At 76.2% G+C, this 24,710-nt stretch carries 23 protein-coding genes and 1 pseudogene; 18 read left to right on the forward strand and 6 right to left on the reverse strand.

Annotation, left to right across the window (positions count from 1 at the left end; all coding sequences use genetic code 11):
• The first annotated feature begins 14 nt into the window (after nt 1-14).
• Nucleotides 15-2,555, forward strand: a complete 2,541-nt coding sequence (locus ACFUMH_RS03110) for a SpoIIE family protein phosphatase (protein ID WP_378200239.1) — start codon at nt 15-17, stop codon at nt 2,553-2,555.
• A 72-nt stretch (nt 2,556-2,627) separates the two neighbouring features.
• Here ACFUMH_RS03110 and ACFUMH_RS03115 read toward each other — a convergent pair whose 3' ends face one another.
• Both ACFUMH_RS03115 and ACFUMH_RS03120 read right to left on the reverse strand, forming a co-directional pair.
• Nucleotides 2,628-3,197 (reverse strand): hypothetical protein, encoded by a 570-nt coding sequence (locus tag ACFUMH_RS03115; RefSeq protein WP_378200242.1) that lies wholly within the window; start codon nt 3,195-3,197, stop codon nt 2,628-2,630.
• A gap of 12 nt (nt 3,198-3,209) precedes the next feature.
• The gene (locus ACFUMH_RS03120; protein ID WP_378200245.1) at nt 3,210-4,358 is read right to left on the reverse strand and encodes a zinc-dependent alcohol dehydrogenase; all 1,149 of its coding nucleotides are present in this window, start codon (nt 4,356-4,358) and stop codon (nt 3,210-3,212) included.
• 167 nt (nt 4,359-4,525) lie between these two features.
• On the opposite strand from ACFUMH_RS03120, the gene ACFUMH_RS03125 reads away from it, so the two are divergent.
• The 4 genes from ACFUMH_RS03125 (at nt 4,526) to ACFUMH_RS03140 (ending at nt 6,715) form a co-directional block, all read left to right on the forward strand.
• Nucleotides 4,526-5,206: a DsbA family protein gene (locus ACFUMH_RS03125; RefSeq protein ID WP_378200248.1), complete on the forward strand. Its 681-nt coding sequence runs from the start codon at nt 4,526-4,528 to the stop codon at nt 5,204-5,206.
• A 79-nt stretch (nt 5,207-5,285) separates the two neighbouring features.
• Complete coding sequence (locus ACFUMH_RS03130; RefSeq protein WP_378200250.1) at nt 5,286-5,447, forward strand: hypothetical protein; 162 nt, start codon at nt 5,286-5,288, stop codon at nt 5,445-5,447.
• A gap of 29 nt (nt 5,448-5,476) precedes the next feature.
• Nucleotides 5,477-6,379 (forward strand): ribonuclease Z, encoded by a 903-nt coding sequence (locus ACFUMH_RS03135; RefSeq protein ID WP_378200253.1) that lies wholly within the window; start codon nt 5,477-5,479, stop codon nt 6,377-6,379.
• Nucleotides 6,380-6,448: 69 nt separating this feature from the next.
• Nucleotides 6,449-6,715 (forward strand): hypothetical protein, encoded by a 267-nt coding sequence (locus ACFUMH_RS03140; RefSeq protein ID WP_378200256.1) that lies wholly within the window; start codon nt 6,449-6,451, stop codon nt 6,713-6,715.
• A gap of 26 nt (nt 6,716-6,741) precedes the next feature.
• On the opposite strand, the gene ACFUMH_RS03145 is transcribed toward ACFUMH_RS03140, so the two are convergent.
• Nucleotides 6,742-7,431 (reverse strand): NUDIX domain-containing protein, encoded by a 690-nt coding sequence (locus ACFUMH_RS03145; RefSeq protein ID WP_378200259.1) that lies wholly within the window; start codon nt 7,429-7,431, stop codon nt 6,742-6,744.
• A 76-nt stretch (nt 7,432-7,507) separates the two neighbouring features.
• Here ACFUMH_RS03145 and ACFUMH_RS03150 point away from each other — a divergent pair, with 76 nt between their 5' ends.
• Both ACFUMH_RS03150 and ACFUMH_RS03155 read left to right on the forward strand, forming a co-directional pair.
• Nucleotides 7,508-8,263 carry a DeoR/GlpR family DNA-binding transcription regulator gene (locus ACFUMH_RS03150; protein ID WP_378200262.1) on the forward strand — a complete coding sequence of 252 codons (756 nt, stop codon included), beginning with the start codon at nt 7,508-7,510 and terminating at the stop codon, nt 8,261-8,263.
• 123 nt (nt 8,264-8,386) lie between these two features.
• Complete coding sequence (locus ACFUMH_RS03155) at nt 8,387-8,893, forward strand: DUF421 domain-containing protein (protein ID WP_378200265.1); 507 nt, start codon at nt 8,387-8,389, stop codon at nt 8,891-8,893.
• Nucleotides 8,894-8,983: 90 nt separating this feature from the next.
• Here ACFUMH_RS03155 and ACFUMH_RS03160 read toward each other — a convergent pair whose 3' ends face one another.
• Nucleotides 8,984-9,331 (reverse strand): hypothetical protein, encoded by a 348-nt coding sequence (locus tag ACFUMH_RS03160; RefSeq protein ID WP_378200268.1) that lies wholly within the window; start codon nt 9,329-9,331, stop codon nt 8,984-8,986.
• A 460-nt stretch (nt 9,332-9,791) separates the two neighbouring features.
• Between ACFUMH_RS03160 and ACFUMH_RS03165 the strand changes: the two genes are divergently transcribed.
• The gene (locus tag ACFUMH_RS03165; RefSeq protein ID WP_378200371.1) at nt 9,792-10,175 is read left to right on the forward strand and encodes a superoxide dismutase family protein; all 384 of its coding nucleotides are present in this window, start codon (nt 9,792-9,794) and stop codon (nt 10,173-10,175) included.
• Nucleotides 10,176-10,274: 99 nt separating this feature from the next.
• Here the strand turns inward: ACFUMH_RS03165 and ACFUMH_RS03170 are convergent.
• Nucleotides 10,275-11,834: pseudogene (locus ACFUMH_RS03170) on the reverse strand (DNA polymerase ligase N-terminal domain-containing protein); the annotation flags it as partial.
• Nucleotides 11,835-11,975: 141 nt separating this feature from the next.
• Here ACFUMH_RS03170 and ACFUMH_RS03175 point away from each other — a divergent pair.
• The 8 genes from ACFUMH_RS03175 (at nt 11,976) to ACFUMH_RS03210 (ending at nt 21,733) form a co-directional block, all read left to right on the forward strand.
• Nucleotides 11,976-12,788 carry an endonuclease/exonuclease/phosphatase family protein gene (locus tag ACFUMH_RS03175; RefSeq protein ID WP_378200271.1) on the forward strand — a complete coding sequence of 271 codons (813 nt, stop codon included), beginning with the start codon at nt 11,976-11,978 and terminating at the stop codon, nt 12,786-12,788.
• A gap of 191 nt (nt 12,789-12,979) precedes the next feature.
• Nucleotides 12,980-13,354: a hypothetical protein gene (locus ACFUMH_RS03180; protein WP_378200274.1), complete on the forward strand. Its 375-nt coding sequence runs from the start codon at nt 12,980-12,982 to the stop codon at nt 13,352-13,354.
• Nucleotides 13,355-13,467: 113 nt separating this feature from the next.
• A complete protein-coding gene (locus ACFUMH_RS03185; protein ID WP_378200277.1) occupies nt 13,468-14,085 on the forward strand; it encodes a sulfite oxidase-like oxidoreductase in 618 nt (205 codons plus the stop codon).
• Nucleotides 14,086-14,110: 25 nt separating this feature from the next.
• Nucleotides 14,111-14,983: a ferredoxin reductase gene (locus tag ACFUMH_RS03190; protein WP_378200280.1), complete on the forward strand. Its 873-nt coding sequence runs from the start codon at nt 14,111-14,113 to the stop codon at nt 14,981-14,983.
• A 102-nt stretch (nt 14,984-15,085) separates the two neighbouring features.
• Nucleotides 15,086-17,083, forward strand: a complete 1,998-nt coding sequence (locus tag ACFUMH_RS03195) for a glycoside hydrolase family 6 protein (protein ID WP_378200284.1) — start codon at nt 15,086-15,088, stop codon at nt 17,081-17,083.
• 112 nt (nt 17,084-17,195) lie between these two features.
• Entirely contained in the window at nt 17,196-19,010 is a 1,815-nt protein-coding gene (locus tag ACFUMH_RS03200; protein WP_378200287.1) for a thiamine pyrophosphate-requiring protein, read from the forward strand.
• Nucleotides 19,011-19,088: 78 nt separating this feature from the next.
• Nucleotides 19,089-20,165 carry an L-dopachrome tautomerase-related protein gene (locus ACFUMH_RS03205; RefSeq protein WP_378200290.1) on the forward strand — a complete coding sequence of 359 codons (1,077 nt, stop codon included), beginning with the start codon at nt 19,089-19,091 and terminating at the stop codon, nt 20,163-20,165.
• Between the two features lie 86 nt (nt 20,166-20,251).
• A complete protein-coding gene (locus tag ACFUMH_RS03210; protein WP_378200293.1) occupies nt 20,252-21,733 on the forward strand; it encodes an MFS transporter in 1,482 nt (493 codons plus the stop codon).
• Nucleotides 21,734-21,927: 194 nt separating this feature from the next.
• Here ACFUMH_RS03210 and ACFUMH_RS03215 read toward each other — a convergent pair whose 3' ends face one another.
• A complete protein-coding gene (locus ACFUMH_RS03215; protein WP_378200296.1) occupies nt 21,928-22,314 on the reverse strand; it encodes an STAS domain-containing protein in 387 nt (128 codons plus the stop codon).
• 304 nt (nt 22,315-22,618) lie between these two features.
• Here ACFUMH_RS03215 and ACFUMH_RS03220 point away from each other — a divergent pair, with 304 nt between their 5' ends.
• Nucleotides 22,619-23,383 (forward strand): ANTAR domain-containing protein, encoded by a 765-nt coding sequence (locus ACFUMH_RS03220; protein ID WP_378200299.1) that lies wholly within the window; start codon nt 22,619-22,621, stop codon nt 23,381-23,383.
• Between the two features lie 117 nt (nt 23,384-23,500).
• Nucleotides 23,501-24,694, forward strand: a complete 1,194-nt coding sequence (locus ACFUMH_RS03225; protein ID WP_378200302.1) for an NAD(P)/FAD-dependent oxidoreductase — start codon at nt 23,501-23,503, stop codon at nt 24,692-24,694.
• Nucleotides 24,695-24,710 lie beyond the last annotated feature (16 nt).

Below are 24,710 nucleotides of genomic sequence, written 5' to 3' on the forward strand. Positions count from 1 at the left end.
TGGAGGGCGGTCCCGTGTCCGGTCCTGGTCCGTCGCGCCGTCGGCCGGACGTGCTGACGCCGGCGTCCGTCGTGGACGCCGCGCTCGCGCGCCTCACCGACCTCGCGGCCCGGCTGCTCGGCGCCGGCACCGCGCACCTGTCGCTCGTCGACGGCGCGTCCGCGGTACCCGGCCTCGCCTCCGCGTCGGACCTCGACGACCTGTGCGCCGCGACCACGACGGGCACCGTGCCCCTCGTCGTCCCGGACACGGCCGCGGACCCGCGCACCGCCTCGCTGCCCGCCGTGCGCGACGGGACCGTGCGCGCCCACCTGGGCGTGCCGCTCGTGGGGCGCGAGGGACGGGTCGTCGGCGCCCTCTGCGTCACGCACCCCGAGCCGCGCGCGTGGTCCGGCACCGACGTCGGGCTGCTGTCCGACCTCGCGGCCGCGGCGGTGACCGAGCTCGAGCTCGCGACGCTCTCCCTGGACTACGAGGCGGACCGGCTGCGCTGGCTGCTCGCGGTGAACGCGGGCGGTGTCGGGTCCTTCGACTGGGACCTGCGCAGCGGCCGCATCGACTGGGACGACCAGCTGCACGCGCTGTTCGGCATGGAGCCCGGGCAGTTCGGCGGGACGATCGAGGAGTTCCGGCTCGTCGTCCACCCCGACGACGCGCCCCGCGTGGACCAGGCCATCGCGCGCGCGATCGAGTCGTGCTCCGAGTACGACGCCGAGTACCGGGTGCTCCTGCCGGACGGCACGTACCGGTGGGTGCAGGCCCGCGGCACCGTGCTGGCCGGGGAGGACGGCACGGCGGTGCGGCTGCTCGGCGCGGCGTACGACACGACCGCGCAGCGCGACACCGACGCCCGCATCGCGCGCGTCCTCGAGACGATGTCGGCGGCGTTCTTCCTGCTCGACGAGGCGTGGCGGTTCACGTACGTCAACGGCGAGGCGGAGCGGCTGCTCGGCCGCTCGCGGGACGAGCTGGTCGGCGGGGACATCTGGGAGCTGTTCCCGGCCGCGGTGGGGTCCGACTTCGAGGTGCACTACCGCGGTGCCGCGGCGTCGGGCGAGCCCCGGGCGTTCGAGGCGTACTACCCGCCGCCGCTCGACGCCTGGTACGAGGTCCGCGCCTGGCCGGGCACCGACGGGCTGTCGGTGTACTTCCTCGACATCACGGCGCGCCGCTCGTCGCAGGAGGAGGCGGCCCGGGCCCAGCGGCGCCTGCGGGCGGCGTCCGCCCGCCTGCAGCTGCTCGCCGCCGTGAGCGACGACCTCAGCTCCACGCTGGACACCGAGGACGCCGTCCGTCGCCTCGCCCGGCACCTCGTGCCGGGGCTCGGGTCCTGGTGCCTCATCACGATGGCGGACGAGCACCGCCAGCTGCGGGACATCGCGAGCTGGCACGCCGAGCCGGAGCTGCGGGAGACCGTGGCCCGCTACGCGGACCTGCGCCTGACGGCCCTGTCGCCCCGCTCGTACCTGTTCCAGGCGCTGCGCACCGGCCAGCTCGTGGAGGTGCCGGACGCGACCGAGACGATCGTCGCGGCGCTGTCCGGCGAGGCCCGCGACGTGCTGCGGGACCTCGCGCCCCACATGGCGTACGCGATCCCGATGCGCGCCCGCGGCCGCACGGTCGGCGCGATCACGCTCTTCCTCGACGCGGAGCGCGGCACCCTCCCCGCGGACGACCTCGCGATGCTCGTCCAGCTCGCGGACCGCGCCGGGCTGGCGCTCGACAACGCCCGCCTGTACGAGGAGCAGCGGCACATCTCCGAGACCCTGCAGCGGGCGCTGCTGTCGGCGCCGGTCGAGCCCGACCACGTGCACGTCGTCGTGCGGTACCAGCCCGCCGACGAGGCCGCCGAGGTCGGCGGCGACTGGTACGACGCGTTCCTGCAGCGCGACGGCTCGACGGTGCTCGCGATCGGCGACGTCATGGGCCACGACACCCAGGCCGCCGCCGCCATGAGCCAGGTCCGCACGCTGCTGCGCGGCATCGCGTACACGTCCGGCGGGTCGCCCGCGGAGGTCCTCGAGAGCCTCGACGACGCCATGCGCGCGCTCAAGGTCGACACCATGGCCAGCGCCGTGGTCGCCCGGCTGGAGCAGGACGCGGACCTGCAGGAGCGCGGGCTGCGGCGCCTGCGCTGGTCGAACGCCGGCCACCTCGCGCCCCTGCTGCTGCTGCCCGACGGCACCGTCCGCGAGCTGGCCGGTGCGGAGCCGCAGATGCTGCTCGGGGTCGTGCCGGGCCGCCGGCGCCTGGACGAGGACGTCGTGCTGGGGAACGGCTCGACCGTGCTGATGTTCACCGACGGTCTCGTCGAGCGCCGCGGCGAGCACGTCCGCGACGGGCTCACGCGCCTGCGCGACCTCCTCGCGGAGCTCGCGCCGCGCGCGGTCGCCGACGCCCGCAGCGCGGACGGCCTCGACCTCGAGGCGCTCGTCGACGAGGTCGTGCGGCGCATGCTCGACGGCCGCGCGGACGACGACGTCGCCGTCGTCGCCGTGCACCTGTACGACCAGGACCGGCCGCGGCCGGCGGTGGCCGGTCCCTCCCACGTGTAGGCGCGGCCCGGGACGGTCCACGGCGGCCGTCCCCCCGGACCGGCCGCCGTGGACGTGCGCGGGGCCCCCTCGTCAGCGCAGCCGGCGCACCAGCGCGCGGATCCCGGCGGCGGCGACGACCCCGGCGACGACCCACGTGCCGCCGACGAGCACGGGGTCGAACGACTGGTGCAGCACGTCGACGCGCTTGCCGTCCCGGCGCGAGCTCAGCCCGTGCCGGCGGCGTTCGGAGAGGATGCCCGTCTCGGTGACGGGGTCGTCCGGCCGTCCCGACACGAACGACGCGAGGTGGCTCTCCCACGCGTCGACGCGGTCGCCGGCGATGAGCAGGAGCCAGTGGGCGGCGCGCCCCTCACTGAACCGGTCGTACGCGTAGCGGCGGATCGCCCCGGACAGGCCGTGCAGCGGCTGGGCGGTGCCGAACGCCGGCGTCAGGCGCGCGTGCTCGATCGAGCGCTCGCGGTCCTCGCCGCCCGGCTGCTGCTCCGGCTCGTGCCAGTGGGCGCCGCTGTCGAGGTCGCGCCGCTCGCGCGGCACGGACGGCCGGTCGGCGGGGTCGAGGTCCGCACCCCAGCCGGGGATGCGGGCGCGCAGCTGCTCCGGGGTCTCCGGCAGCGGGGGCTTCTCGGGCGTGTAGGGCACGGTCCGCTCCTCTCAGGCGTCGCCGGTGACGACGAGGGTCTTGATGCAGCCGTCGAGCTTGGCGGAGAACATGTGGTAGCCCTCCGCGATGTGCTCGAGCGGGATGCGGTGCGTCACGATGTCGCTCGGCGTCAGGTAGCCGGCGCGGATGTGCTCGAGCAGCCGGGGCCACTGCCGCTTCACCGGCGCCTGGTTCATCCGCAGCGTCAGGCCCTTGTTCACGGCGTCGCCGAACTTCACGGCGCTGAAGATGGGCCCGTACGCCCCGAGCACGGAGATCGTGCCGCCCTTGCGGGCCCCGTCGATCGCCCAGTTCAGCGCGACCGGCGAGCCGCCCTGGAGCTTGAGCTTGGCGCCCGTCACGTGCTGCGTGAGGTTGCCGTCCGCCTCCGCGCCCACGGCGTCGATGACGACGTCGGCGCCGAGGTGGTCGGTCGCCCGCTTGAGCGTCACGACGACGTCGTCGACCTCGCCGAAGTTGATCGTCTCCGCGAACGCGAACGTCCGCGCCTTCTCGAGGCGGTAGTCGAGGTGGTCCACGACGATGACGCGGCCGGCGCCCATGAGCCACGCGGACCGCGCCGCGTACAGGCCCACCGGCCCCGCGCCGAGCACGACGACGACGTCCCCCTCCGCGATGTCCCCCAGCTGCGCGCCGAAGTAGCCGGTCGCCAGGGCGTCGGTCATGAGGACGGCGTCCTCGTCGGGCAGCCAGTCCGGGATCTTCGACGGGCCCACGTCCGCGAACGGCACGCGCACGTACTCGGCCTGCCCGCCGTCGTAGCCGCCGGTGGTGTGCGAGTAGCCGTAGATCCCGCCGACCGCGGTCGCGTTCGGGTTCACGTTGTGGCAGTTGGACCACAGGCCGCGCGCGCAGAAGAAGCACGAGCCGCAGTAGATGTTGAACGGCACCATGACGCGGTCGCCGACCTGCAGGTTCTGCACCGACGGCCCGACCTGGTCGACGACCCCGATGAACTCGTGGCCGAACGTGTGGCCGATCCGCGTGTCCGGCATGAGCCCGTGGTAGAGGTGCAGGTCGGAGCCGCAGATCGACGCGGTCGTCACGCGGACGATCGCGTCGTTCGGGTGCTCGATCCGCGGGACGTCCTTCTCCTCGACGCGGACCTTGTACGGACCTCGGTAGACCATCGCGCGCACGGGCGCACCACCCCTCGAGCCGTCGTCGGCGCGCCACGTCCTGGACGCACGGTCCAGGTTGGCACGCACCGCCGGGGTGCGCCCGCCGGGCGTGACGGGGCCACCGCGGCGACCATGGACGGCGACCGGGCCGCACCGGCGCGCCCGCGTGAGGAGGAGGCCCGCACGTGAGCATCGACGTCCGTCCCGGCACCGTGGTCGTCTACACCGACATCGTCTGCGCCTGGTCCACGCTCGCCCTGCACCGGTTCTACGCCGAGCGCGAGCGGCTGGGGCTGACGGACGAGGTCCGCGTCGACCACCGGGCGTTCCTGCTCGAGGACGTCAACCGCTTCCCGATCCCCAAGCGGTACCTCGACGTCGAGCTGCCCGTCGTCGGCGCGCTCGCCCCCGACCTCGGGTGGACGCCGTGGCAGCAGGACCCGTCGACCTGGCCGATCACGTCCGCCCCGGCGAACGAGGCCGTGCACGCCGCCAAGGACCAGTCCCTCGTCGCCGCCGAGCAGCTGGACATGGCGCTGCGGCTGGCGTTCTTCCGCGACAGCCGGCCCATCAGCCTCCAGCACGAGGTGCTCGACGTCGCGGGCGGATGCGACGCCGTCGACGTCGACGCGCTGCGGGACGCGCTCGACGAGGGACGTGCCCGCGGCCCGATGATGCGCGACTACCGCGCGCGCGCCGACGACGTGCAGGGCAGCCCGCACTTCTTCCTCCAGGACGGCTCCGACGTGCACAACCCGGGCGTCGAGCTGCACTGGGTCGGCGAGGCGGGCGCCGGCTTCCCGGTCGTCGACGCGTACGAGCCGGAGGCCTTCGCCGACCTGGTCCGCCGGGCGGCGGCGCGGTGAGCGGCCTAGCGTGGACGTGTCCGCACGTCGGGCGGCGGAGCCCACGGCCGCCCGCGTGCCCCCGACGACAGGACACGCCATGGCAGCCCACGCCGGAGAGAAGGCGCAGAAGACCGGTGACTTCTACTGCGCGAGGTGCGACGAGAAGGTGCACGTCACGCAGGGGGACGAGATACCCCGGTGCCCCAACGGGCACAGCGAGTACGAGACCCGGCGCAACGAGCCGGGCAACAAGAGCTGACGCGGGGCGCCCGCACGGGATGACGCGCCGTGCGTGAGCTCGTCGTCCTCGGCACGTCGTCGCAGGTGCCGACGCGCACGCGCAACCACAACGGCTACCTGCTGCGCTGGGACGGGCAGGGCGTGCTGGTCGACCCCGGCGAGGGCACGCAGCGGCAGATGATCCACGCGGGCGTGGCGGCGTCCGCGGTGACGCGCGTGTGCCTCACGCACGTGCACGGCGACCACTGCTACGGGCTGCCAGGGGTCCTGTCGCGCATGGTGCTCGACGGCGTCGAGCACCCGGTGCACGTGCACTACCCGGCGTCGGGCGAGCCGGTCGTGCGCGCGCTCGTCGCGCTCGCCACGCCGGGGCTGGACCTGCACCTGCACCCGCACGGCGCCGCCGGTGCGGTCGCCGACGGGCTGGAGGTCGTCCCGCTGCGGCACCGCGTCGAGGCGTACGGGTACCGGCTGACCGAGCCGGACGGGCGCACGTTCCTGCCCGACCGGCTGGCGGCGGCCGGGATCACCGGACCGGACGTGGGCCGGCTCGCGCGCGAGGGCCGGCTGGGGCCGGTGCGGGTGGAGGACGTCAGCGTGCCGCGTCCCGGTCAACGCGTCGCCGTCGTCATGGACACCGCGGTGTGCGACGGCGCCGCCGAGCTCGCGGACGCCGCCGACCTGCTGCTCGCCGAGTCGACGTTCGCCGACGCGGACGCGGGCCTCGCCGAGGCGTACCTGCACCTGACGGCAGGCCAGGCGGGCGCCCTCGCCGCGGCCGGCGGCGTGCGCACGCTCGTGCTCAGCCACTTCTCGTCGCGGTACACCGACGTCGAGCCGCTGCGCGCGGAGGCGGAGGCGGCGGTGCGGGCGGCGGGCGCGTCGACGACGGTCGTCGCCGCGCACGACGGGGACCGCGTGCGCGTGCCGGCCCGGCGCACCGCCGGGTGACGGCTCGGTGAACATCCGTACCGCCCGGTGGCGGGCCCGTGCGGCGGCGGGTAGTCAGGTCGTATGTCCATGGCCGAGCCCCTGATGCCCCACCTGCCCGAGACCGACGAGGAGATCGCCGCCGCCGACCCCGGCCACGGCGCGCCGGAGCCCGCGCCGGGCACCGGCATCGGCGGCGAGGACCCCGACACGCAGGTCGACGACCACGACGGGCCGACGACCCGCGCGGCCGACACCGCGCCGGCGGCCGTGCGCGACGCGGACGTGACCGACGAGGAGCCGCCGTTCCGCACGCCGCAGCCGGACGACGTCCGGCGCACCGCCGGCGACGCCTGACCGCGGCGCGGGCGCCGGCCGGCGGGTCAGCGCCCGCGGAACGGCCCGTGCAGGGCCGCCCACTGCAGCAGCATGATCGTCTTCGCGTCCGCGACCTCCCCGGTCAGCGTCATGGCCAGGGCCCGCGGGAACGGCAGCTCGACGACCTCGATGTCCTCGCCCTCCTCCGCCAGCCCGCCGCCGGCGGCCGTGCGCTGCGCCGGCGTGTACGGCGCCGCCCAGAAGTGCAGGCGCTCGGTGACCGAGCCGGGGCTCATCCACACGTCGAAGACGCGCTCGAGCGCGCCGACCTGCACGCCCGTCTCCTCCTCGGCCTCGCGCCGGATCGCCGTGGCGGGGTCGTCGTCGTCGAGCAGTCCCGCGGCCGTCTCCAGCAGCATGCCGTCGGGGTGGCCGTTGACGTAGACGGGGAACCGGAACTGGCGCGTGAGCAGGACGGTCGCACGGTCGGGGTCGTACAGCAGGACGGTCGCGCCGTTGCCGCGGTCGTACGTCTCCCGCTGCTGGCGCCGCCACCGGCCGTCGCTGCCGCGGTAGTCGAGGGTCGTGCGGCGCAGCACGTGCCACGCGGCGGCGAGCAGCTCGACGCCGACGACCCGCACGCGCGGGTTGCCGGTCAGGTCGAGGCCCGTGCGGTCGAGGTCGGTGCGGCCGCGGTGGTCGGGCACGCGGGTGCCGGGCTGGGCGTCGGTCGTGGCGGTCGGCGCAGAGGTCATGCCGAGCACGCTACGTGCAGTACCGTGCAACAACAAGATCAATCGTGCAGTGATCGTGCACGACCGAGGAGGCCCCGTGCTCACCGCCCAGCGTCGCGACGTCCTGCTCGAGCGGCTGCACGCCGACGGCCGGATCGTCGCCAAGGACCTCGCCGCCGAGCTCGGCCTCTCGGAGGACACCGTGCGCCGCGACCTGCGCGAGCTCGCGGCCGCTGGCCTGTGCCAGCGCGTCTACGGCGGCGCCCTGCCCGCCTCCCCCGCGGTCGGCGACCTCGCCGCCCGCCGGACGGTCGCCGTCACGAGCAAGGAGCGCGTCGCGGCCGCCGCGGCACGGCTCGTCACGCCCGGCAGCACCGTGCTCCTCGACGGCGGGACGACCGCGCTCGCCGTCACGGCCGCCCTGCCGCCGGACCTCGACGCCACCGTGGTCACCCACAGCCCCGTCGTCGCCGCGGCGCTCGTGGGGCACCCGCGCGTCGAGCTCGTGCTCCTCGGCGGACGCGTGTTCAAGCACTCCGGTGTCGCGTGCGGGGCCGCCGCGGTCGAGGCCGCCGAGCGCGTGGGCGCCGACCTGTTCCTGCTCGGCGTCACCGGTGTGCACCCGACCGCCGGCCTCACCACGGGCGACGCCGACGAGGCCGCCATGAAGCGCGCGCTCGCCCGCCGGGCCGCCGACACGTACGTCCTCGCGAGCGCCGAGAAGATCGGCGCGGCGTCGCCGTTCACCGTGCTGCCGCTCGCGGACGTCGCCGGCGTCGTCACCGACGTGCCCGCCGACCACCCGGTGCTGCGGGACCTGGACGCGGCGGGCGTCCCCCTCCTGCACGCCTGAGCGCACGGCCTGCGCGGGCCGCGCCGCCGGGGCACAGTGGACGGCGACGGACGTCGCCCGACGAGGAGGACCATGCGCACCGCACGCCACCCTGACCCGCCGACCGGCCGCTGAGGCACGCCGGTGTGGTTCGACTCTTGGGGCGACCTGCTGCGGGTCGTGCTCGTCGGCGCCGCCGCGTACGCGACGCTCGTCGCGCTGCTGCGGGTCACCGGCAAGCGGTCGCTGGCGAAGCTCAGCGCGTTCGACCTCGTCGTCACGGTGGCGCTCGGCTCGACCTTGGCCACCATCCTGCTGAGCGCCGACGTGTCGTGGACCGAGGGCGCCACGGCGTTCGTCGTGCTGCTCCTGCTGCAGCTCGCGGTGTCGTGGACGGCCACGCGCGTGCGAGCCGGGAGGTGGGTCGTGACGGCCCACCCCACGACCGTGCTGCGGGACGGCGTCGTCGACCACGACGCGCTCACGGCCCAGCGCCTCACCGAGGCGGAGCTCCGCCAGGCGGTCCGCAGCTCGGGCGTGGGCGGCCTGGACCAGGTCGCGCGCGTCGTGCTCGAGACCGACGGCACGCTCAGCGTCATCACGTCGCAGCAGCTCGGCGACGGCAGCGCGCTGGAGCCGGAGGACCGCTGACCACGACGTCACGGACGTCCGCGGTCACGCCCGGGCGGCGACGGGCCCCGGCGACCGTTGGCCACCGGGGCCCGTGGCACCCGCCCGACGTCAGCCGCGCGGCTGCGCCGGGTTCGTCGGGTCGCCGTGCGACGGCGGGTTCTGCGGCGGGCCGGTCGTCGCCGGCGACGCGGCGCTGCCGCCCTGCGGCGGCGCGGCCTGCTCGGGCGCGTACCCGGCCGGGTCGCCCGTGGACGGCTCGGCGCCGTCGGCGAGCTCGCGCAGGCGCTGGTCCAGCACCTGCAGCACGGGGAGCCGGTTGCCGTGCTGCTCCTCGTAGCGGCGCAGGACGTCGAGCTCGTCGGCCTCCAGCGAGCGGATGCGGTGGCCGAGGCTCCCGACGGGCAGGTGGTCGTAGTCCGGGACGGGCAGCGCATCACGCGCGACGTCGTCGGTCATGTCGCTCCTCCGGGTCGGGGATGGTCCTCCCAGCATGTGCCGTGCCGCCGGGACCCGCACCCGCACCGGCCCACGTCGGGCGACCGGACGCACCCCGGGTCCGGGGCGTCCGGGTGCGGGCGGCTCACGAGGGGCACACGCTGGGGACGGCGCAGCCGACGCGGGGCGCCGCGACCGGCCGGCCCACGCCGGCGCAGGACCGCACGAGGGGGCGACGATGAGAGCACACGCACGACACGCAGCCGTGACCGCACTGGCGGCGCTGGCGCTCGCCGGCTGCACCGCCGACGGCGCCGCACCGGCGGGCACCGCGGACGCCGGCACCGCGGCGTCCACGCCCGTCGTCACGGGCGTCCCGATCGCGACGGCGACGCTCGCGGACGCCGACGGCAACGAGCTCGGCGACGTGCAGATGATTCCCGAGGACGACGCGGTGCGCGTCATCGTCGACGTGGAGGGGATGGACCCGGGCTTCTACGCGCTGCACGTCCACACGACCGGCCTGTGCGACCCCGAGAGCTCGCCGCCCGACGACCCATCGCGCACGGGGGCGTTCCTCTCCGCGGGCGGGCACCTCGGGTCGGACGAGGACCAGCACCCCGAGCACGCCGGCGACCTGCCCAGCCTCTACGTGCAGGCGGACGGCACCGGGCAGCTGGAGACCGTGACGGACCGGCTGACGGACACCGACCTGTTCGACGACGACGGCAGCGCCGTCATGGTGCACGCCGGGCACGACAACTTCGCGAACATCCCGGAGCGGTACGCGCCCGAGGGGCCCGACGAGGAGACGCTCGGTACAGGCGACGCGGGCGACCGCCTCGCCTGCGGCGTCGTCGAGTGAGATGAGCGCCGGCGCCCGGCACGCGACCGGGCGCCGGCGCGGTCGCCTCAGGCGCGGCAGCACCTGGTCGCGCGTCAGGACCGTGCGGAACGGGTCGCCGCGCTCGGCGATGCGGTCGAGCACCGTGCGCACGGTGAAGGCGTCCGGGCGCAGCCACGGGGCGTCGAGCTCGTCCCACGTGATCGGCGCGGACACCGGTGCGCCGGCGGCGGCCCGCGGGCTGTACGGCGCGACGAGGGTCTTGTTGATCGCGTTCTGCGTGTAGTCGAGCCGCGCCTGGCCGCCGCGCTCGCGCACCTCCCAGCGCCAGCTGACGAGCTCCGGCACGACGGCGCCCACCGTGCGGGACAGCGTCTCGACCCACGCGCGCGTCTCGTCGAACGACGGCCCGACCGCGATCGGCACCCAGATCTGGATCCCGCGCCGGCCCGTCAGCTTGGGCTGCGCCGTCACGCCGAGGTGCGCGAAGGCGTCGCGGTGCAGCCGCGCGAGGAGCAGCACGTCCTCCCAGGACGTCGACGTGCCCGGGTCGAGGTCGACCAGCGCGTACGTCGGCCGGTGCGGCTCCGCGGCGAGCGACGTCCACGCGTGCCACTCGAGGGCGCCGAAGTTCGCCGCCCACACGAGGGCGGCCGGCTCGTCGACCACCAGGTACGTCGTCGTCTCCCCGTCGTCGGCCTCGGGGTTGTCCCAGCGCGGCACCCAGTCGGGCGCGTGGTCCGGCAGCTGCTTGTGCCAGAACCCCTTCGTCGCCGCGCCGCCCGGGTAGCGGTGCATGTTGAGCGGGCGTCCGCGCAGGTACGGCAGCACGACGGGCGCGATGCGCGCCGCGTAGCGGACCAGCTCGCGCTTGGTGACCGGCTCCTCGCCCTCGCGCCCGGGGAACAGCACCTTGTCGAGGTTGGTCACCCGCAGGCTCCGCCCGAGGACGTCCCACGTGCCGTCCCTGCGGATCGCGTCGAGCGCGGCGAGCTCGTCGTCCGTGGGCCCGGGCGGCACCGGCGGGTGCAGCTCGACCGACGCCTGCGCGGCCGGCAGGTCGGAGCGCCACAGCCGGTCGGGATCCGCCTTCACCTCGTCGTTCGTGCGTCCGGAGACGACCGACGTCGGGTGGTCCTCCGCGTCCCAGCCGCTCACCGCGTGCTCGTCGTGCTTGTGCATCATGAGCCACTGCTCCTTGCCGCCGTCGCCCGGGCCGCCGGTGCGCACCAGCAGGAACTTCCCCGTCAGCCGCGTGCCGTGCAGCTCCGCGTGCAGCTCGCCCCGCGCGACGTCTGCGGCCGGGTCGTCGCCCTTGTACGGCTCCCACGTGCCGCGGTCCCAGACGATGACGTCGCCGCCGCCGTACTCGCCGGCCGGGATGACGCCCTCGAAGTCCTCGTACTCGAGCGGGTGGTCCTCGACGTGCACGGCCATCCGCCGCACGTCGGGGTCGAGCGTCGGCCCGCGCGGCACCGCCCAGCTGACGAGGACGCCGTCGATCTCGAACCGGACGTCGTAGTGCAGGCGCCGCGCACGGTGCCGCTGCACGACGAAGCGCCGCGCCGCGCCGGGTGCCGGCTCGGGGGCCGCGCCCGCGGGCTCGGGCGTGCGGTCGAACCGCCGCATCGACCGGTACGTCTCGAGCTCGCCGGGACGCTCCCCGCCGCCTCGCGCCATCGGTCCACCTCCCGTGCCGTCGCGCGCAGGCGCGCGCGTCCGCTGACGCAGACAGCGTGGCCGAGACGCGCCGGGAGCGCGCCCCGAGCCGCAACCGGTGGACCCTCGCCAGGCACCCGGCACCGGCGTAGCGTCGCGAGCGTGCGGGTGGCGACCTGGAACGTGTGGTGGCGGTTCGGGGAGGACTGGCCGTCGCGCGAGCGCGCGATCCGTGCCGTGCTGGCGGACGTGCGGCCCGACGTCCTCGGTCTGCAGGAGACCTGGCGCGACGCGGACGGCAGCCAGCCGGAGTCCCTGGCGGACCTGCTCGGCGGGTACGGCGTCTTCGTCCCCGTCGGTGTGCCGCCGGTACCGGACCCGCCCGAGCACCCCGACCAGGTGGGCGTGGAGATCGGCATCGGCCTCGTCAGCCGGTGGCCCGTGCTGACGACGGCCGTGCACGACCTCCCCGCGCACGTGCACGCCCCGGCGCGCGCCCTGCACGCCGAGCTCGACCACCCGGCCGGACCGCTGCACGTGCTCGTCGCGTGCACCGAGTGGGAGCCCACGCCCGAGGCGACGGCCGACCACCGCGCGCAGACGCGTGCGCTCGCGGCTCTGCTCACCGACCCGGACCTCGACGGCGGCCTGCCGGTGCTGCTGGTCGGCGACCTCAACGCGGAACCCGGCACGCCCGAGCTGGCGCCGCTGCTCGCCGTCGCCGACGACCTCTGGGTGCGCGGGGGCGGCGCCGCGGACGCCGTGACGCTGTCCTCCGCCACGCCGATGGCCCCGCTGGAGGCGGTCAAGCAGATCGACCGGCGCATCGACCACGTCCTGGCGCGCCCCGGCCGGGCCGGCGACCCGCCGCCGCGGGTCACCCGGGCCGTGCTCGCGGGCGACCGGCCCGTGGACGGCACGCTCCCGTCGGACCACCGGGCGGTCGTGTGCGACGTGGAGCTCGCCGGCGGCTGAGGCGGCGACCGGCGCGGGGCGCACACACCGACCAGCTGGTCGCAACCGGGTGCGTCGCGCGTTCCCGCAGCGCCCTCCACGCGGCGGCGCGCACGCGCACGGCGCCGGGCTGCGGACCCGCCCGGACGGACCTAGCGTCGGGAGGCACGACGTCACGCCCGCCCGGGGCGCGACCCGGCTCAGGAGGCGACGTGGCAGACATGACGACAGGTGGGCCCGGTCTCGGCCCCATCGGCCAGGTGACCGAGGGCATGGACGTGGTCGACGCGGCGGGCGAGCCGGTCGGCACGGTCGACGACGTCGTGCTCGGCGACCCGGGCGCCGTGACGTCCGAGGGCCAGGGCACGGGTCGGACCGGCGGTCTGGTCGGGGCCGTCGTCGACGCGATCGTCGGCCCGAGCGACCTGCCGGAGCAGGAGCGCGAGCGCCTCGCCCGGCTCGGGTACGTGAAGATCGACGCCCGCGGGCTCTTCGCCGGCTCCCGGTACGCGGCGGCGGACGAGGTGGCCGCCGTCGAGGGCGGCACGGTCCGGCTCACGATCGCGGGCGACCGGCTCGTCGGCTGAGGGCCGCGCGCGTCCCGGCCCGGACCGGGACGCGCGCCCCTCCGACCCGCGACCGCCACACGTTCTCCTCCGCGTCCGTTCTCCTCCGCGCCGCCGGCGTGTTCAATGACCCCATGGCGACCGACGGCACCGCCGACGAGCTGACCCCCGGGTTCCGCGGCCGTCCGCGCCCCGACGGCGTGGCGCTCCCGCCGGGGCAGTACGTCGAGAGCGGCTTCCCCGTGCTGACGGCCGGGCCCACCCCGCACGTCCCGACGGACCGCTGGGAGCTCACGGTCTGCAACGAGGACCGCGAGACGTGGACGTGGTCGTGGGCAGACCTCATGGCGCTGCCGCAGGACGAGCCGACCGTCGACCTGCACTGCGTGACGCGGTGGTCGAAGTTCGGCACCCGCTGGCGCGGCGTCAGCCTCGACGTGCTGCTCGCGGACGTCCGCTCGTCGGCGCAGTACGCGCTCGTCACCTGCTACGGCGGCTACACCACGAACCTGCCGGTCGCCGACCTCCTGGGAGGGCGCGCCTGGGTCGCGCACACCTACGACGGCCGGCCCCTGCACCCGGAGCACGGCGGCCCCGCGCGCCTGCTCGTCCCCCACCTGTACCTGTGGAAGTCGGCGAAGTGGGTCAAGGAGATCCACCTCGTGCGCGACGAGACGCGCGGGTTCTGGGAGCGCTACGGGTACCACGACTACGGCGACCCGTGGCGCGAGCAGCGCTACCAGGGCGACTGACGACGGCGCGGGCGAAGGCGGGCGGATGACCGGACAGGTGGCGGCCGGGCAGGCGGTGTCGGGAGGGGCGGTGGCGGGAGGGGCGGTGGCGGTCGGCCCGGCCGGGCCGACGACCGGCGCGGCCCGGCTCGGCGACCGGTTCGCCGTGGCGTCCGGCTGGCGGGTCGCCACGCTCGTCGACGCGGCCCACGCGAGCGCGTCCGCCCGCACGCTCGTGCTCGACGTGCCCGGCTGGGCCGGTCACCGCGCGGGCCAGCACGTCGACCTGCGGCTCACCGCCGACGACGGCTACACGGCCGTGCGCGCGTACTCGATCGGCTCGTCGTGGGACCCCGCGGCGCCCACGCGCGTCGAGGTGACCGTGCAGCGCGTCGTCGGCGGCGAGGTCTCGCCGTACCTGGTCGACGACTTCGCGGTGGGGCAGCGCATCGAGGTCCGCGGCCCGGTCGGCGGCTGGTTCGTCTGGGCTCCGGGCACCGGCGGCGGCGCACCCGTGCTGCTGCTCGCCGGCGGCTCGGGCGTCGTGCCGCTCGTCGCGATGGTCCGCGAGCGCCGCGCCGCCGGGGACCGCACCCCGTTCCGCCTCGTGTACTCGGTGCGCATGCCGGGGGACGCGCTGTTCCTCGACGAGCTGACGGGCGCCGGCCGGCGCGACGACGGCGTCGACACCCACGTCGTCTGGACGCGCGGCGTCCCTCCCGAGACGGGCGACGACCGCCCGCCCGGCCGGCTCACGCTCCGCGAGCTCGCGCGGCAGGGCTGGCCCGCCGACCTCGCGCCGCTCGTCTACGTCTGCGGGCCGACCGGCTTCGTCGAGGCCGTGTCCCGCATGCTGCTCGTGCTCGGGCACGAGGCGTCGGCGATCCGGGCGGAGCGGTTCGGCCCGTCGTCGACATGACGACGTGCGGTGCCCTGTGACGTGCACCGGCACGGCTTCAGCACCGGCTGCGGACGGCCGATGGAGGAGGAGCGTCCCCGTCCCACCGCTCCTGGAGCTCCCGTGCCAGCCCTCGCCGCCCGTCGTGCCGTCAGCGCCGTCGTCGTCCTCCTCCTCCTGGCCGCCACGCTCGCCGTGGCCGCGCCGGCCCCCGCGACCGCGGCGACCACCGTGACGACGGCGTCCGACCGCCTGCTGCCCGGCCGGTCCCTCGCCGTCGGCGGCGTGCTGCGCTCCGTCGGCAGCGCGCACGTCCTCGCGATGGGCGGCGACGGCGACGTCACGCTCAGCCTCGCCGGGCGGGTGCTCTGGCACACGGGGACCACCGGCAACCCCGGCGCCGTCCTCGTCCAGCAGCCCGGGGGCGCGCTCGAGGTGCGCTCGCGCGCCGGCGCCCTGCTCTGGACGACCGGGACCGTCTCACCGGGCGCACGCACGGTCGTCAAGCCGGACGGCGTGCTGTACACGATCAGCACCGCGGGGACCGTCGCCTGGAAGAGCGCGAGCGGCGTCGGCGCCGCCCTGCGTACGACCGGCACCGACCGGGTCCTGCCGGGCGGCCTCCTGCTGCCGCGCGAGTCGGTCGTCAGCCCCGACGGCACGGTCAGCCTCACGATGGGCGCCGACGGCGCGCTCACGCTCACGGTCGCGAGCCGCACGACGTGGCGCACACCGACCGCCCGCGCCGGCGCGTCCGCCGTCATGGCGCCCGAGGGCGACCTGCGTGTCGTGGCACCCGACGGCGCCACCGTGTGGTCGAGCGGCACCTCCTCCCCCGGCGCCCGCCTCGTCGTCAAGGACCACGGCCGCGCCTACCTGATCTCCGCGGCGCACGCATCGGTCTGGACGAACCCGGAGACGCTCGGCGAGCGGGTCCCGACGGTGGTGCACCTGCCGCTGCCCGAGGCATTGCCCCTCCCGGCGAGCACGCCCACGCCGACACCGGCCCCCACGGCCGCCAGCACCCCGACGCCGACGCCGAGCCCGTCGCCGACGTCGCCCCTGTGGGGCCCGCGGCCGTCGTCGCCCCTCCTGACCGGTGCACCCTCGGACCCCACCCCGTCCGGCTCGACGCCGTCCGGCTCGACGGCGCCCGAGCCCACCGCGTCCGGGCCCATCGCGTCCGCACCGGCCACGCCCGAGGCCGCACCCGCGGTCCACCGCACGGTGCTCGCGTCGGCTCCCCCGTACGCCGACCCCGGCTCGCCGGCGGCACGCGCGGCGGCGGGTGCCCGTGCGGAGGGCCGCACCGCCGACGCGGCCCTGCTCGACAAGGCCGCCGCACAGGGCTCGGCCCGCTGGCTCGGCCCCCAGGACCCGACCGCGACGGTGGGCGCGAGCGTCCGCGCGTACGCGCAGGCGGCGACGGCGGCGGGACGGACGCCCGTCCTCGTGACCTACGCGATCCCCGACCGCGACTGCGGCGGGCACTCGGCGGGCGGGTTCGCGACGGCGGCCGAGTACGCGGCGTGGGTGGACGCCGTCGCCGCCGGGCTCGCGGGTGCTCGCGCGGTGGTCGTCGTCGAGCCGGACGCGCTGCTGCACCTCGACCGCTGCGGCGACCGCGACGCGCGCCTGGCGATGCTCCGCCACGCCGTGGCGGCCCTGACGGGCGCGGGCGCGGAGGTCTACCTCGACGCCGCCAGCAGCAACAGCTTCGGCTGGGGCACGGTGTCGTTGCGCGACATGGCGCTGCGCCTGCGCGCGGCGGGCGTGGACGACGCGGCCGGGTTCGCCGTCAACACGTCGAACTTCCAGCGGACCGAGCACGAGGTCGCCTACGGCACCTACCTGTCCGCGCTCCTCGGCGGCGCGTCCTTCGTCGTGGACACGTCCCGCAACGGCAACGGTCCGCTCGCCGGCCCGGACGGCACGGTCTGGTGCAACCCTTCCGGCCGCGCGCTCGGTGCACCGGCCGGCGCCACGGACGGCGGCCCGCACGTCGCCAACCTCTGGGTGAAGACCGTCGGTCTGAGCGACGGCTCGTGCAACGGCGGCCCGCCCGCGGGGCAGCCGTGGGAGTCCTACCTGCTGGGCCTGGCCGCCGCCGCCGCCTGGTAGGCCCCGCGCCGCGGGCTTCTCCGGCGTCCGGATCCCCGGGCCGGGGTGCGCCGCCCCGCTCCGCTGCCGACCATGGCCGGGGACGACGACCGGACGACGGACGGGGACGGGCATGACCACGGTGGCGGACGGGATCGTGCGGCGGCTCGCGGAGTGGGGGGTCGACCGCGTCTTCGGGTACGCGGGCGACGGCATCGACCCGATCCTCGCCGCGCTGCACCGGGCGCAGGACGACGTCGAGCTCGTCACCGCCCGGCACGAGGAGATGGCCGCCTTCATGGCGACCGGCCACGCGAAGTACGGCGGCGGGGTCGGCGTGTGCCTCGCGACGCAGGGACCCGGCGCGGTGCACCTGCTCAACGGCCTGTACGACGCGAAGCTGGACCGCACGCCCGTCGTCGCGATCGTGGGCCAGGTCGTCACGACCGCGCTCGGCAGCGGCTACCTGCAGGAGGTCGACCTGCCGGTGCTGCTCAAGGACGTGTGCGGGCAGTACGTGCAGACGGTGGTCGCCCCGGAGCAGCTGACGCACGTGCTCGACGACGCGGTGCGCACGGCGCTCGCCACGTCGAGCCCGACGTGCGTCATCGTCCCGCACGACGTGCAGAAGGCCGACCTGCCCGAGCCCGAGCAGACGCACGGCGTCGTCACGACGTCGCCGGCCCGGGCGCGCGCCCGCAGCCTGCCCTACGACGACGACCTCGACCGCGCCGCGGAGGTCCTGGCGGCGGGCGAGCGCGTCGCCGTGCTCGCCGGCCGCGGCGCCGCACACGCCACCTCCGAGGTGCTCGAGGTCGTCCAGCGGCTCGGCGCGGGCCTGACGACCTCGCTGCCCGCCAAGCCGCTGCTCGACGAGGGCCTGCCGTTCCACTGCGGCGTCATGGGGCACCTCGGCACGACCGCGTCGGCCGACCTGATGGCCCGCTGCGACACGCTGCTGATCGTCGGCAGCAGCGACCCGTGGACGGAGTTCTACCCGCCGCTCGGGCAGGTCCGCACGGTGCAGGTCGACGTGGCCGCACGGAACCTCGGCGCGAAGTACCCCGTCGACGTGCCGCTCGCCGGGGACGCCGCGACCACGCTGCGCGCGCTGCTCGACCGCCTGCCGGAGCGCACCGCCGACGCACGCCGGCCGTGGCGGGCGCAGGTCGAGGAGTCCGTCGCCGCGTGGCACCGCATCGCCGCCGGGCGCGCCGCCGCCCCCGCGTCACCCCTCAACCCGCAGGCCGTGCTGCACGAGCTGTCCCGGCACCTGCCGGCGGACGCCCAGGTCTCCGTGGACGTCGGCTCCGTCACCTACTGGTACGCGCGTTTCCTCCGCCTGCCCGCGGGCGTGCCCGCGCACCTGTCGAGCACGCTCGCGTCGATGGGCTCCGCGCTCCCCTACGGGCTCGCCGCCAAGCTGCTGCACCCCGACCGGCCGCTCGTCGCGCTCGCCGGCGACGGCGCCATGCTGATGAACGGCATCAACGAGCTCGTCACGGTCGCGGCGCGCTGGCGCGACTGGGCGGACCCGCGGTTCGTCGTCCTCGTGCTCGACAACGGCGACCTCGCCGAGGTCTCCTGGGAGCAGCGCGAGATGGAGGGCGACCCGCGGTTCCCGGTGTCGCAGACGGTGCCCGCCTTCCCGTACGCCGCGTACGCGGAGCTGCTCGGGCTGCGCGGCATCCGGGTCGACGACCCGGCGCTGCTCGCCGACGCGTGGCGCGACGCGCTCGCCGCGGACCGACCGTGCGTGCTGCACGCCGTGACCGACCGGGACACGCCCCTGCTGGCCCCGCGGACGCCCGCGTCGACGGTCGAGCAGATGCGGCGCGGGCTCGGCCAGGAGCCCGACGGCACCCGCGCCCGGGAGCAGCTCGACCGGCAGCGCGCGGCGGAGGCGGACGACGACCCCGCGGGGCTCTCCGCGGAGCACGCCGGCTGACGCCGGGCCGAGCAGCAGGGGCACGCCCGCGACCGGCCCCACCCCACGACCACGACCACGACCACGACAGGAGCACCGATGCCCGACCTCGAGCTCGTCCACAGCTTCGACGGCCCCATGCCCACCGGCGTGACCGTCTCCCGCACCGGCCGCGTGTTCGTGAACTACCCGTTGTGGGGCGACGACGTGCCCGCGACCGTCACCGAGCTGCGGGACGGCGAGGCCGTCGCGTACCCGGACGAGCGCTGGAACACCCCGTCCGGGCAGGACGACGCGGGCGCGTTCGTCTCGGTGCAGAGCGTCGTCGTCGACCCGGCGGACCGGCTGTGGGTGCTCGACACCGGCAGCCCGGAGTTCCGCCCGACGCAGCCCGGCGGCCCCAAGCTGGTCCGGGTCGACCTGGCGACCGACACGGTCGCGCAGGTGATCACCTTCGCGCCGGACGTGGCGCTGCCGTCGACGTACCTCAACGACGTGCGCTTCGACCTGCGCCGCGGCGACGCGGGCTACGCGTTCATCACGGACTCCTCCGACTCCGGGCCCAACGGCGTGATCGTGGTCGACCTGGCCACCGGGCACGCGTGGCGGCGGCTGCACGACCACCCGTCCACGAAGGCGCTGGGCTGGCAGGACTTCCGCCCGCTCGTCGAGGGCCGGCCGCTCGTGCAGGCGCCCGAGCCGGACGCCGAGGCCCAGCCGGTCGCCATGGGCGCGGACGGCATCGCGATCTCCGCGGACGGCAGCCGCCTGTACTACTGCCCGCTCGCGAGCCGCCGGCTGTGGAGCGTGTCGGTCGACGCGCTCGTCGACCGCGACCTCGACGACGACGCGGTCGCGGCGACGGTCGTCGACGAGGGCGACAAGGGCACCGGCTCGGACGGCCTCGAGACCGACGACGCCGGACGCCTCTACCTGACGGCGTACGAGCAGGACGCCGTGCTGCGCCGCCTGCCCGACGGGTCGTTCGAGACGCTCGCGCACGACCCGCGCCTGCTCTGGCCCGACACGATGTCGGTCGCCGACGGCTGGCTGTACGTCACGGCCAACCAGCTGCACCGGCAGGCCACGTACCAGCGCGGCGAGGACCTGCGCGAGAAGCCGTACGCGCTGTTCCGCGTGCCGATCGACGCCGGGCCGGTGCGCCTGGTGCGGTGACCTGCGGGTGGGCGCGGGCGGGACCGGGCCGACGTGCGGGCGCCGTCGCCGCGCGCCCACCCGGCGCCCGACGTAGCGTCGGCCGGGTGACGGACGCGCGGACCAGCACGCCGGCCGACGCGGCCGCCGAGCCCGACCCGAACCGGTGGAAGGCGCTGAGCGTCTGCCTGACGGCGGGCTTCATGACGCTGCTCGACGTCAGCATCGTCAACGTCGCGCTGCCGTCGATCGCCGACCAGCTCGACGCGTCGGCGTCCGCGCTGCAGTGGGTCGTGTCGGGGTACGCGCTGACGTTCGGGCTCGTGCTCGTGAGCGCCGGGCGGCTCGGTGACGCCCGCGGTCGGCGGACGCTGTTCATCGCGGGCGTCGTCGTGTTCACGCTCGCGTCCCTCGCGGCCGGGCTGGCGCAGTCGGCCGCGTGGCTCGTCGCGGCCCGGCTCGCGCAGGGGGTCGGCGGCGGCATCATCAACCCGCAGGTGTCCGGCCTGATCCAGCAGCTCTTCCAGGGCGCCGAGCGCGGCCGCGCGTTCGGGCGGCTCGGCACGACGATCGGCGTCTCCACCGCGATCGGCCCGGTGCTCGGCGGCGTGATCCTCGCCGTCGTCGGCGCCGACCACGGCTGGCGGTGGGTGTTCCTCGTCAACCTGCCCGTGGGCGTGCTCGCGATCCTGCTGTCGCTGCGGTACATCGCCCCGCGCCGCGACAAGGAGCCTGCGCGCGACCTGGACCCGGTCGGTGCGCTGCTGCTCGGCGCGGGCGTGGTCGGCGTCCTGTGGCCCCTCGTGAGCGAGCAGTGGGAGCCGCTCGACCTGGGCCTGCTCGTCGCTGGCCTCGTCGTGCTCGCGGTGTTCGTCGTGTGGGAGCGCCGGCTCGACGCCCGCGGCCGGACGCCGATGGTGCGGCTGTCGCTGTTCCGGGTGCCCGGGTACGCGACCGGCGCCCTGCTCGCGCTCGCCTACTTCTCCGGGTTCACCGGCATCTTCTTCGTCCTGACGCTGTACCTGCAGGACGGCCTCGGGTACACGCCGCTGCAGGCGGGGCTCGCGATCACGCCGTTCGCGCTCGGGTCGGCCGTGACCGCGGCGATCGGCGGGCGGGTCGTCAGCACGCGCGGGCGCGCGGTCGTCGTGACGGGCCTCGTGCTCGTGATCGCCGGGCTGCTCCTCGCGGAGGTGCTGCTGGGCGCGGCGGGCGGCCGCTCGACGACCGGCTGGTGGACCGCGGCGCCGCTGCTCCTCGCCGGCCTCGGCAGCGGGCTCGTCATCTCACCGAACCAGACGCTCGCGCTCGAGCACGTCCCGGTCGCGGAGGCGGGGGCCGCGGGCGGGGTCCTGCAGACCGGGCAGCGCCTGGGGTCCGCGGTGGGCATCGCCGTGGTCGGCGCGCTGTACTTCGCGGGCGCCGGCTCGGGCGACGGCACCGCGGGCATCACCCACGGGCTGCTCGCCACGGTGGCGCTGCTCGGCGTCGCCCTCGCGATCGGCGTGGTCGACCTGGTGCGGCGGCGCCGGCCGGGCACGGACGACGTCCGCGGGCCCGGCACCGCGCCGCGCGCCCCTCAGCCGTAGAAGTACTCGAGCGTGCGCTTGAGGCCCAGCAGGAACAGCCCGCCCATGGCCACGGCGACGAGGCCGGCGCGTGAAGCGCACGAAGTCGCGGGAGTGCGGCCAGGTCGCGGGCTCGGACCCGCGACCTCGCGTTCGACCCGCGATCTCGCGTCGGGGCATGAGCGCGGCGGAGGCTGCGGCCTGGCGACCGGGGGTTACGCGCCGGGGGTGCGCGCGCCGTCCACCGCGTGCGCGCCGCGGACGAGGTCCGGGTCGACGATCGCGGCGAGCTCCAGGAGGAAGGGACGGGCTCGCTCCAGCACGACGCGCGCACCGCGCGCCGCCGCGGCGCGGTGGGTCCGCGCGAGCACGCGCACACCCTCGACGTCGACGAACCAGAGGTCCCCGAGGTCGAGGCGCAGGAGCGCCGGGCGGTCGTTCGCGAGGGCGGACCGCAGGACCGCCTCGACCGGCGGTGCCGCTTCACGGTCGAGCTCGCCCCGCAGCAGCAGCCGCGGTGCCGGACCGGCGGCCCGGGTCACGCTGCAGCCGGGGGCGAGGGCGGGGTCGCCCACGGAACGGGGTGCCGGGAGGATGGCCACGGTGTCTCCTCGGTCCGAGCGCCGGGCCGAGGAGGGCCGGCGCGAACGGATCCGCCGACGGGAGGCCGGCGGGACGGCTGCGTCCCAACCAGTGCCCACTCTAACCCTTGCCGGGATGATCGGAACGGACCCGACGAGTCGGACTCCCGCACCGGCGCAGGGGCGTAGGCTCGGGGGCAGCCGGGGACTCCCCGAGCGGCGCCACCTTCCGCCGCCGTCTGCGGTCGCACGTCGACATGCGGCAGGACCGGGACCGGCGCCTGCGCGTCGCTCACGCCCCACGCCGCCGGAGAGCGTGAGCCGCATGCCCCGCACCCCCGAACCCGCGCTCCCCGCACGAGGCGCGCCGCCCGACGACACCTCCGACACCACGGGCGCCCTGCTCGACCTCGTGCTCCGGCTCGGGTCGGTCGAGGAGCAGCTGGCCGAGATCGCGACGGCGGCCGCGGCCACGGACCCCGCCGTCGCCGCCTGCGGAATCACCGTCCGCCGCGGCGGGCGGGTGCAGAGCGTCGCGTCGAGCGACCGGCTCGCCGCCGACGTCGACGAGCTGCAGTACGAGGCGCGCGAGGGCCCCTGCCTCGAGAGCCTCGCGTCCGGCGAGCTGCTCGTCGTGGACGACTACCTGGCGGACCAGCGCTGGCCCCGGTACGGCGCGCACGCCGTCGCGCACGGCGTGCGCAGCAGCATGTCGGTGCCGCTCGACGCGGCCGGGACGACCGTCGGCGCGCTCAACTCGTACGCCATGGAGCCCGGCGTGTTCGTCGACGGCCTGCGCGACTCCCTGCTGGCGTTCGCTGCCCGCGCGGAGGCGGTCGTGGCGCTCGCCCTCCGGCAGGCGGAGCAGTCGGACCTCGTCGAGCACCTGCACCAGGCCATGGAGTCCCGCAGCGTCATCGACCAGGCCCTCGGCATCCTCATGGCGCAGCAGCGGTGCAGCGCCGACGACGCCTTCGACGTGCTGCGTCGCGCCAGCCAGGGGCGCAACCGCAAGGTCGCGGAGATCGCGGCCGACATCGTGTCCGCCGTCAGCGGTGGCCCGCCGCGCACCGGCCGCTTCGAGCGCTGACCGCCGCACCCGTCCCGGCACCCCGGACCGCCGCGGGCAGCCCGGGGAGCGGGCACGGGCGCCGTCACCTAGCGTGGCGGACGTCCCCGTCCTCGAGCCCCGGGAGCGTGGTGGCCCATGAGCCCCCAGCGTCACCACGACGTCGTGATCGTCGGAGGCGGCAACGCCGGCATCTCCCTCGCGGCGCGGCTGCTGCGCGACGGCTGCCGTGACGTCGCCGTCGTCGAGCCGAAGGACGTGCACCACTACCGGCCGCTGCTGTCGTACGTGGCGGGCGGCCAGGCCACGCTCGACGACCTGCGCCGCCCGCAGGTCGAGGTGATGCCCCGCGACGTGCACTGGTACCGCGACCGTGCGGTGGGCGTCGACCCGCAGTCGTCGGTGGTGCACCTGGCCGACGGCGGCACGCTGACGTACGGCGACCTCGTCGTCTGCCCCGGCTCGGAGGTGGACTGGGACGCCGTCCCGGGCGCGCGCGACGCCGTCGCGACCCCGCACGCGTCCACCAGCTACCTGCCCGAGCACGCGCCCGAGGCGTGGACCATGCTGTCGGCGCTCGCGTCCGGCCGGGTCGTCGCCGCGCTGTCGGCGCGGCACGTGCCGTGCGTGCCGGTCGGGCTCAAGCCGCTCCTCCTCGCGGCGGACCACTGGCGCCGCACGGGCGTGCTCGACGCGATCACCATCGACCTCGTCGTCGAGGGCGACGCGCTCGCCGGGCTCGCCCGGGCCGACCGCGAGCTGCGCGCCGCGGCCGCGGGGTACGGCGTCCGGGTGCGCACGGGGACCGCCGTGGAGTCCGTCGACGCGGACGCCCGCACGCTGCGCCTGCGCACGCCGGACGGCCCCGACGCGCTCGGCTACGACGCGCTCTTCCTCGTGCCGCCGCACCGGGCGCCGGCGTGGGTCGCCGCGTCCGGGCTCGCGGCCGCCGGCACGGACGGCTTCGCGGACGTCGACCCGCAGACGCTGCAGCACCGCACGTACCCGCGGGTGTGGGCGCTCGGCGACGTCGCGACCGTGGAGACGTCCCCGTCGGGCGGTGCCCTGCGCAAGCAGGTGCCCGTGGTGGCGGAGAACGTGGCGGCGCGGCGCACGGGCAGGCCGGTGCGCCGCTACGACGGGTACACGGTCGCGCCGGTGACGACGTCGCGGCGTGCCCTCCTGCTGGCGGAGCACGACCGGGACGGCCGGCCCGAGCCGAGCATCCCCTTCCCCGACCTCGTGCGGCCCGGCCTCGGCGTCTGGTTCTTCGACCGGTACGTCGAGCCGTCGGTGTACTGGCACCGGCTGCTGCGCGGCAAGGTGTCCTGAGCCGGCGTCCGGTCCC

The organism is Cellulomonas sp. NPDC057328, from assembly GCF_042667215.1.
Classification (GTDB): Bacteria; Actinomycetota; Actinomycetes; order Actinomycetales; family Cellulomonadaceae; genus Cellulomonas.

Bases quoted from the DNA above. Each gene is read 5' to 3' on its own strand.
- ACFUMH_RS03130 (WP_378200250.1), top strand. From the start codon at position 5,286: ATGGCAGCCCACGCCGGAGAGAAGGCGCAGAAGACCGGTGACTTCTAC.
- ACFUMH_RS03140 (WP_378200256.1), top strand. From the start codon at position 6,449: ATGGCCGAGCCCCTGATGCCCCACCTGCCCGAGACCGACGAGGAGATC.
- ACFUMH_RS03145 (WP_378200259.1), bottom strand. From the start codon at position 7,431: ATGACCTCTGCGCCGACCGCCACGACCGACGCCCAGCCCGGCACCCGC.
- ACFUMH_RS03160 (WP_378200268.1), bottom strand. From the start codon at position 9,331: ATGACCGACGACGTCGCGCGTGATGCGCTGCCCGTCCCGGACTACGAC.
- ACFUMH_RS03165 (WP_378200371.1), top strand. From the start codon at position 9,792: ATGGACCCGGGCTTCTACGCGCTGCACGTCCACACGACCGGCCTGTGC.
- ACFUMH_RS03185 (WP_378200277.1), top strand. From the start codon at position 13,468: ATGGCGACCGACGGCACCGCCGACGAGCTGACCCCCGGGTTCCGCGGC.
- ACFUMH_RS03190 (WP_378200280.1), top strand. From the start codon at position 14,111: ATGACCGGACAGGTGGCGGCCGGGCAGGCGGTGTCGGGAGGGGCGGTG.
- ACFUMH_RS03200 (WP_378200287.1), top strand. From the start codon at position 17,196: ATGACCACGGTGGCGGACGGGATCGTGCGGCGGCTCGCGGAGTGGGGG.
- ACFUMH_RS03205 (WP_378200290.1), top strand. From the start codon at position 19,089: ATGCCCGACCTCGAGCTCGTCCACAGCTTCGACGGCCCCATGCCCACC.
- ACFUMH_RS03220 (WP_378200299.1), top strand. From the start codon at position 22,619: ATGCCCCGCACCCCCGAACCCGCGCTCCCCGCACGAGGCGCGCCGCCC.
- ACFUMH_RS03225 (WP_378200302.1), top strand. From the start codon at position 23,501: ATGAGCCCCCAGCGTCACCACGACGTCGTGATCGTCGGAGGCGGCAAC.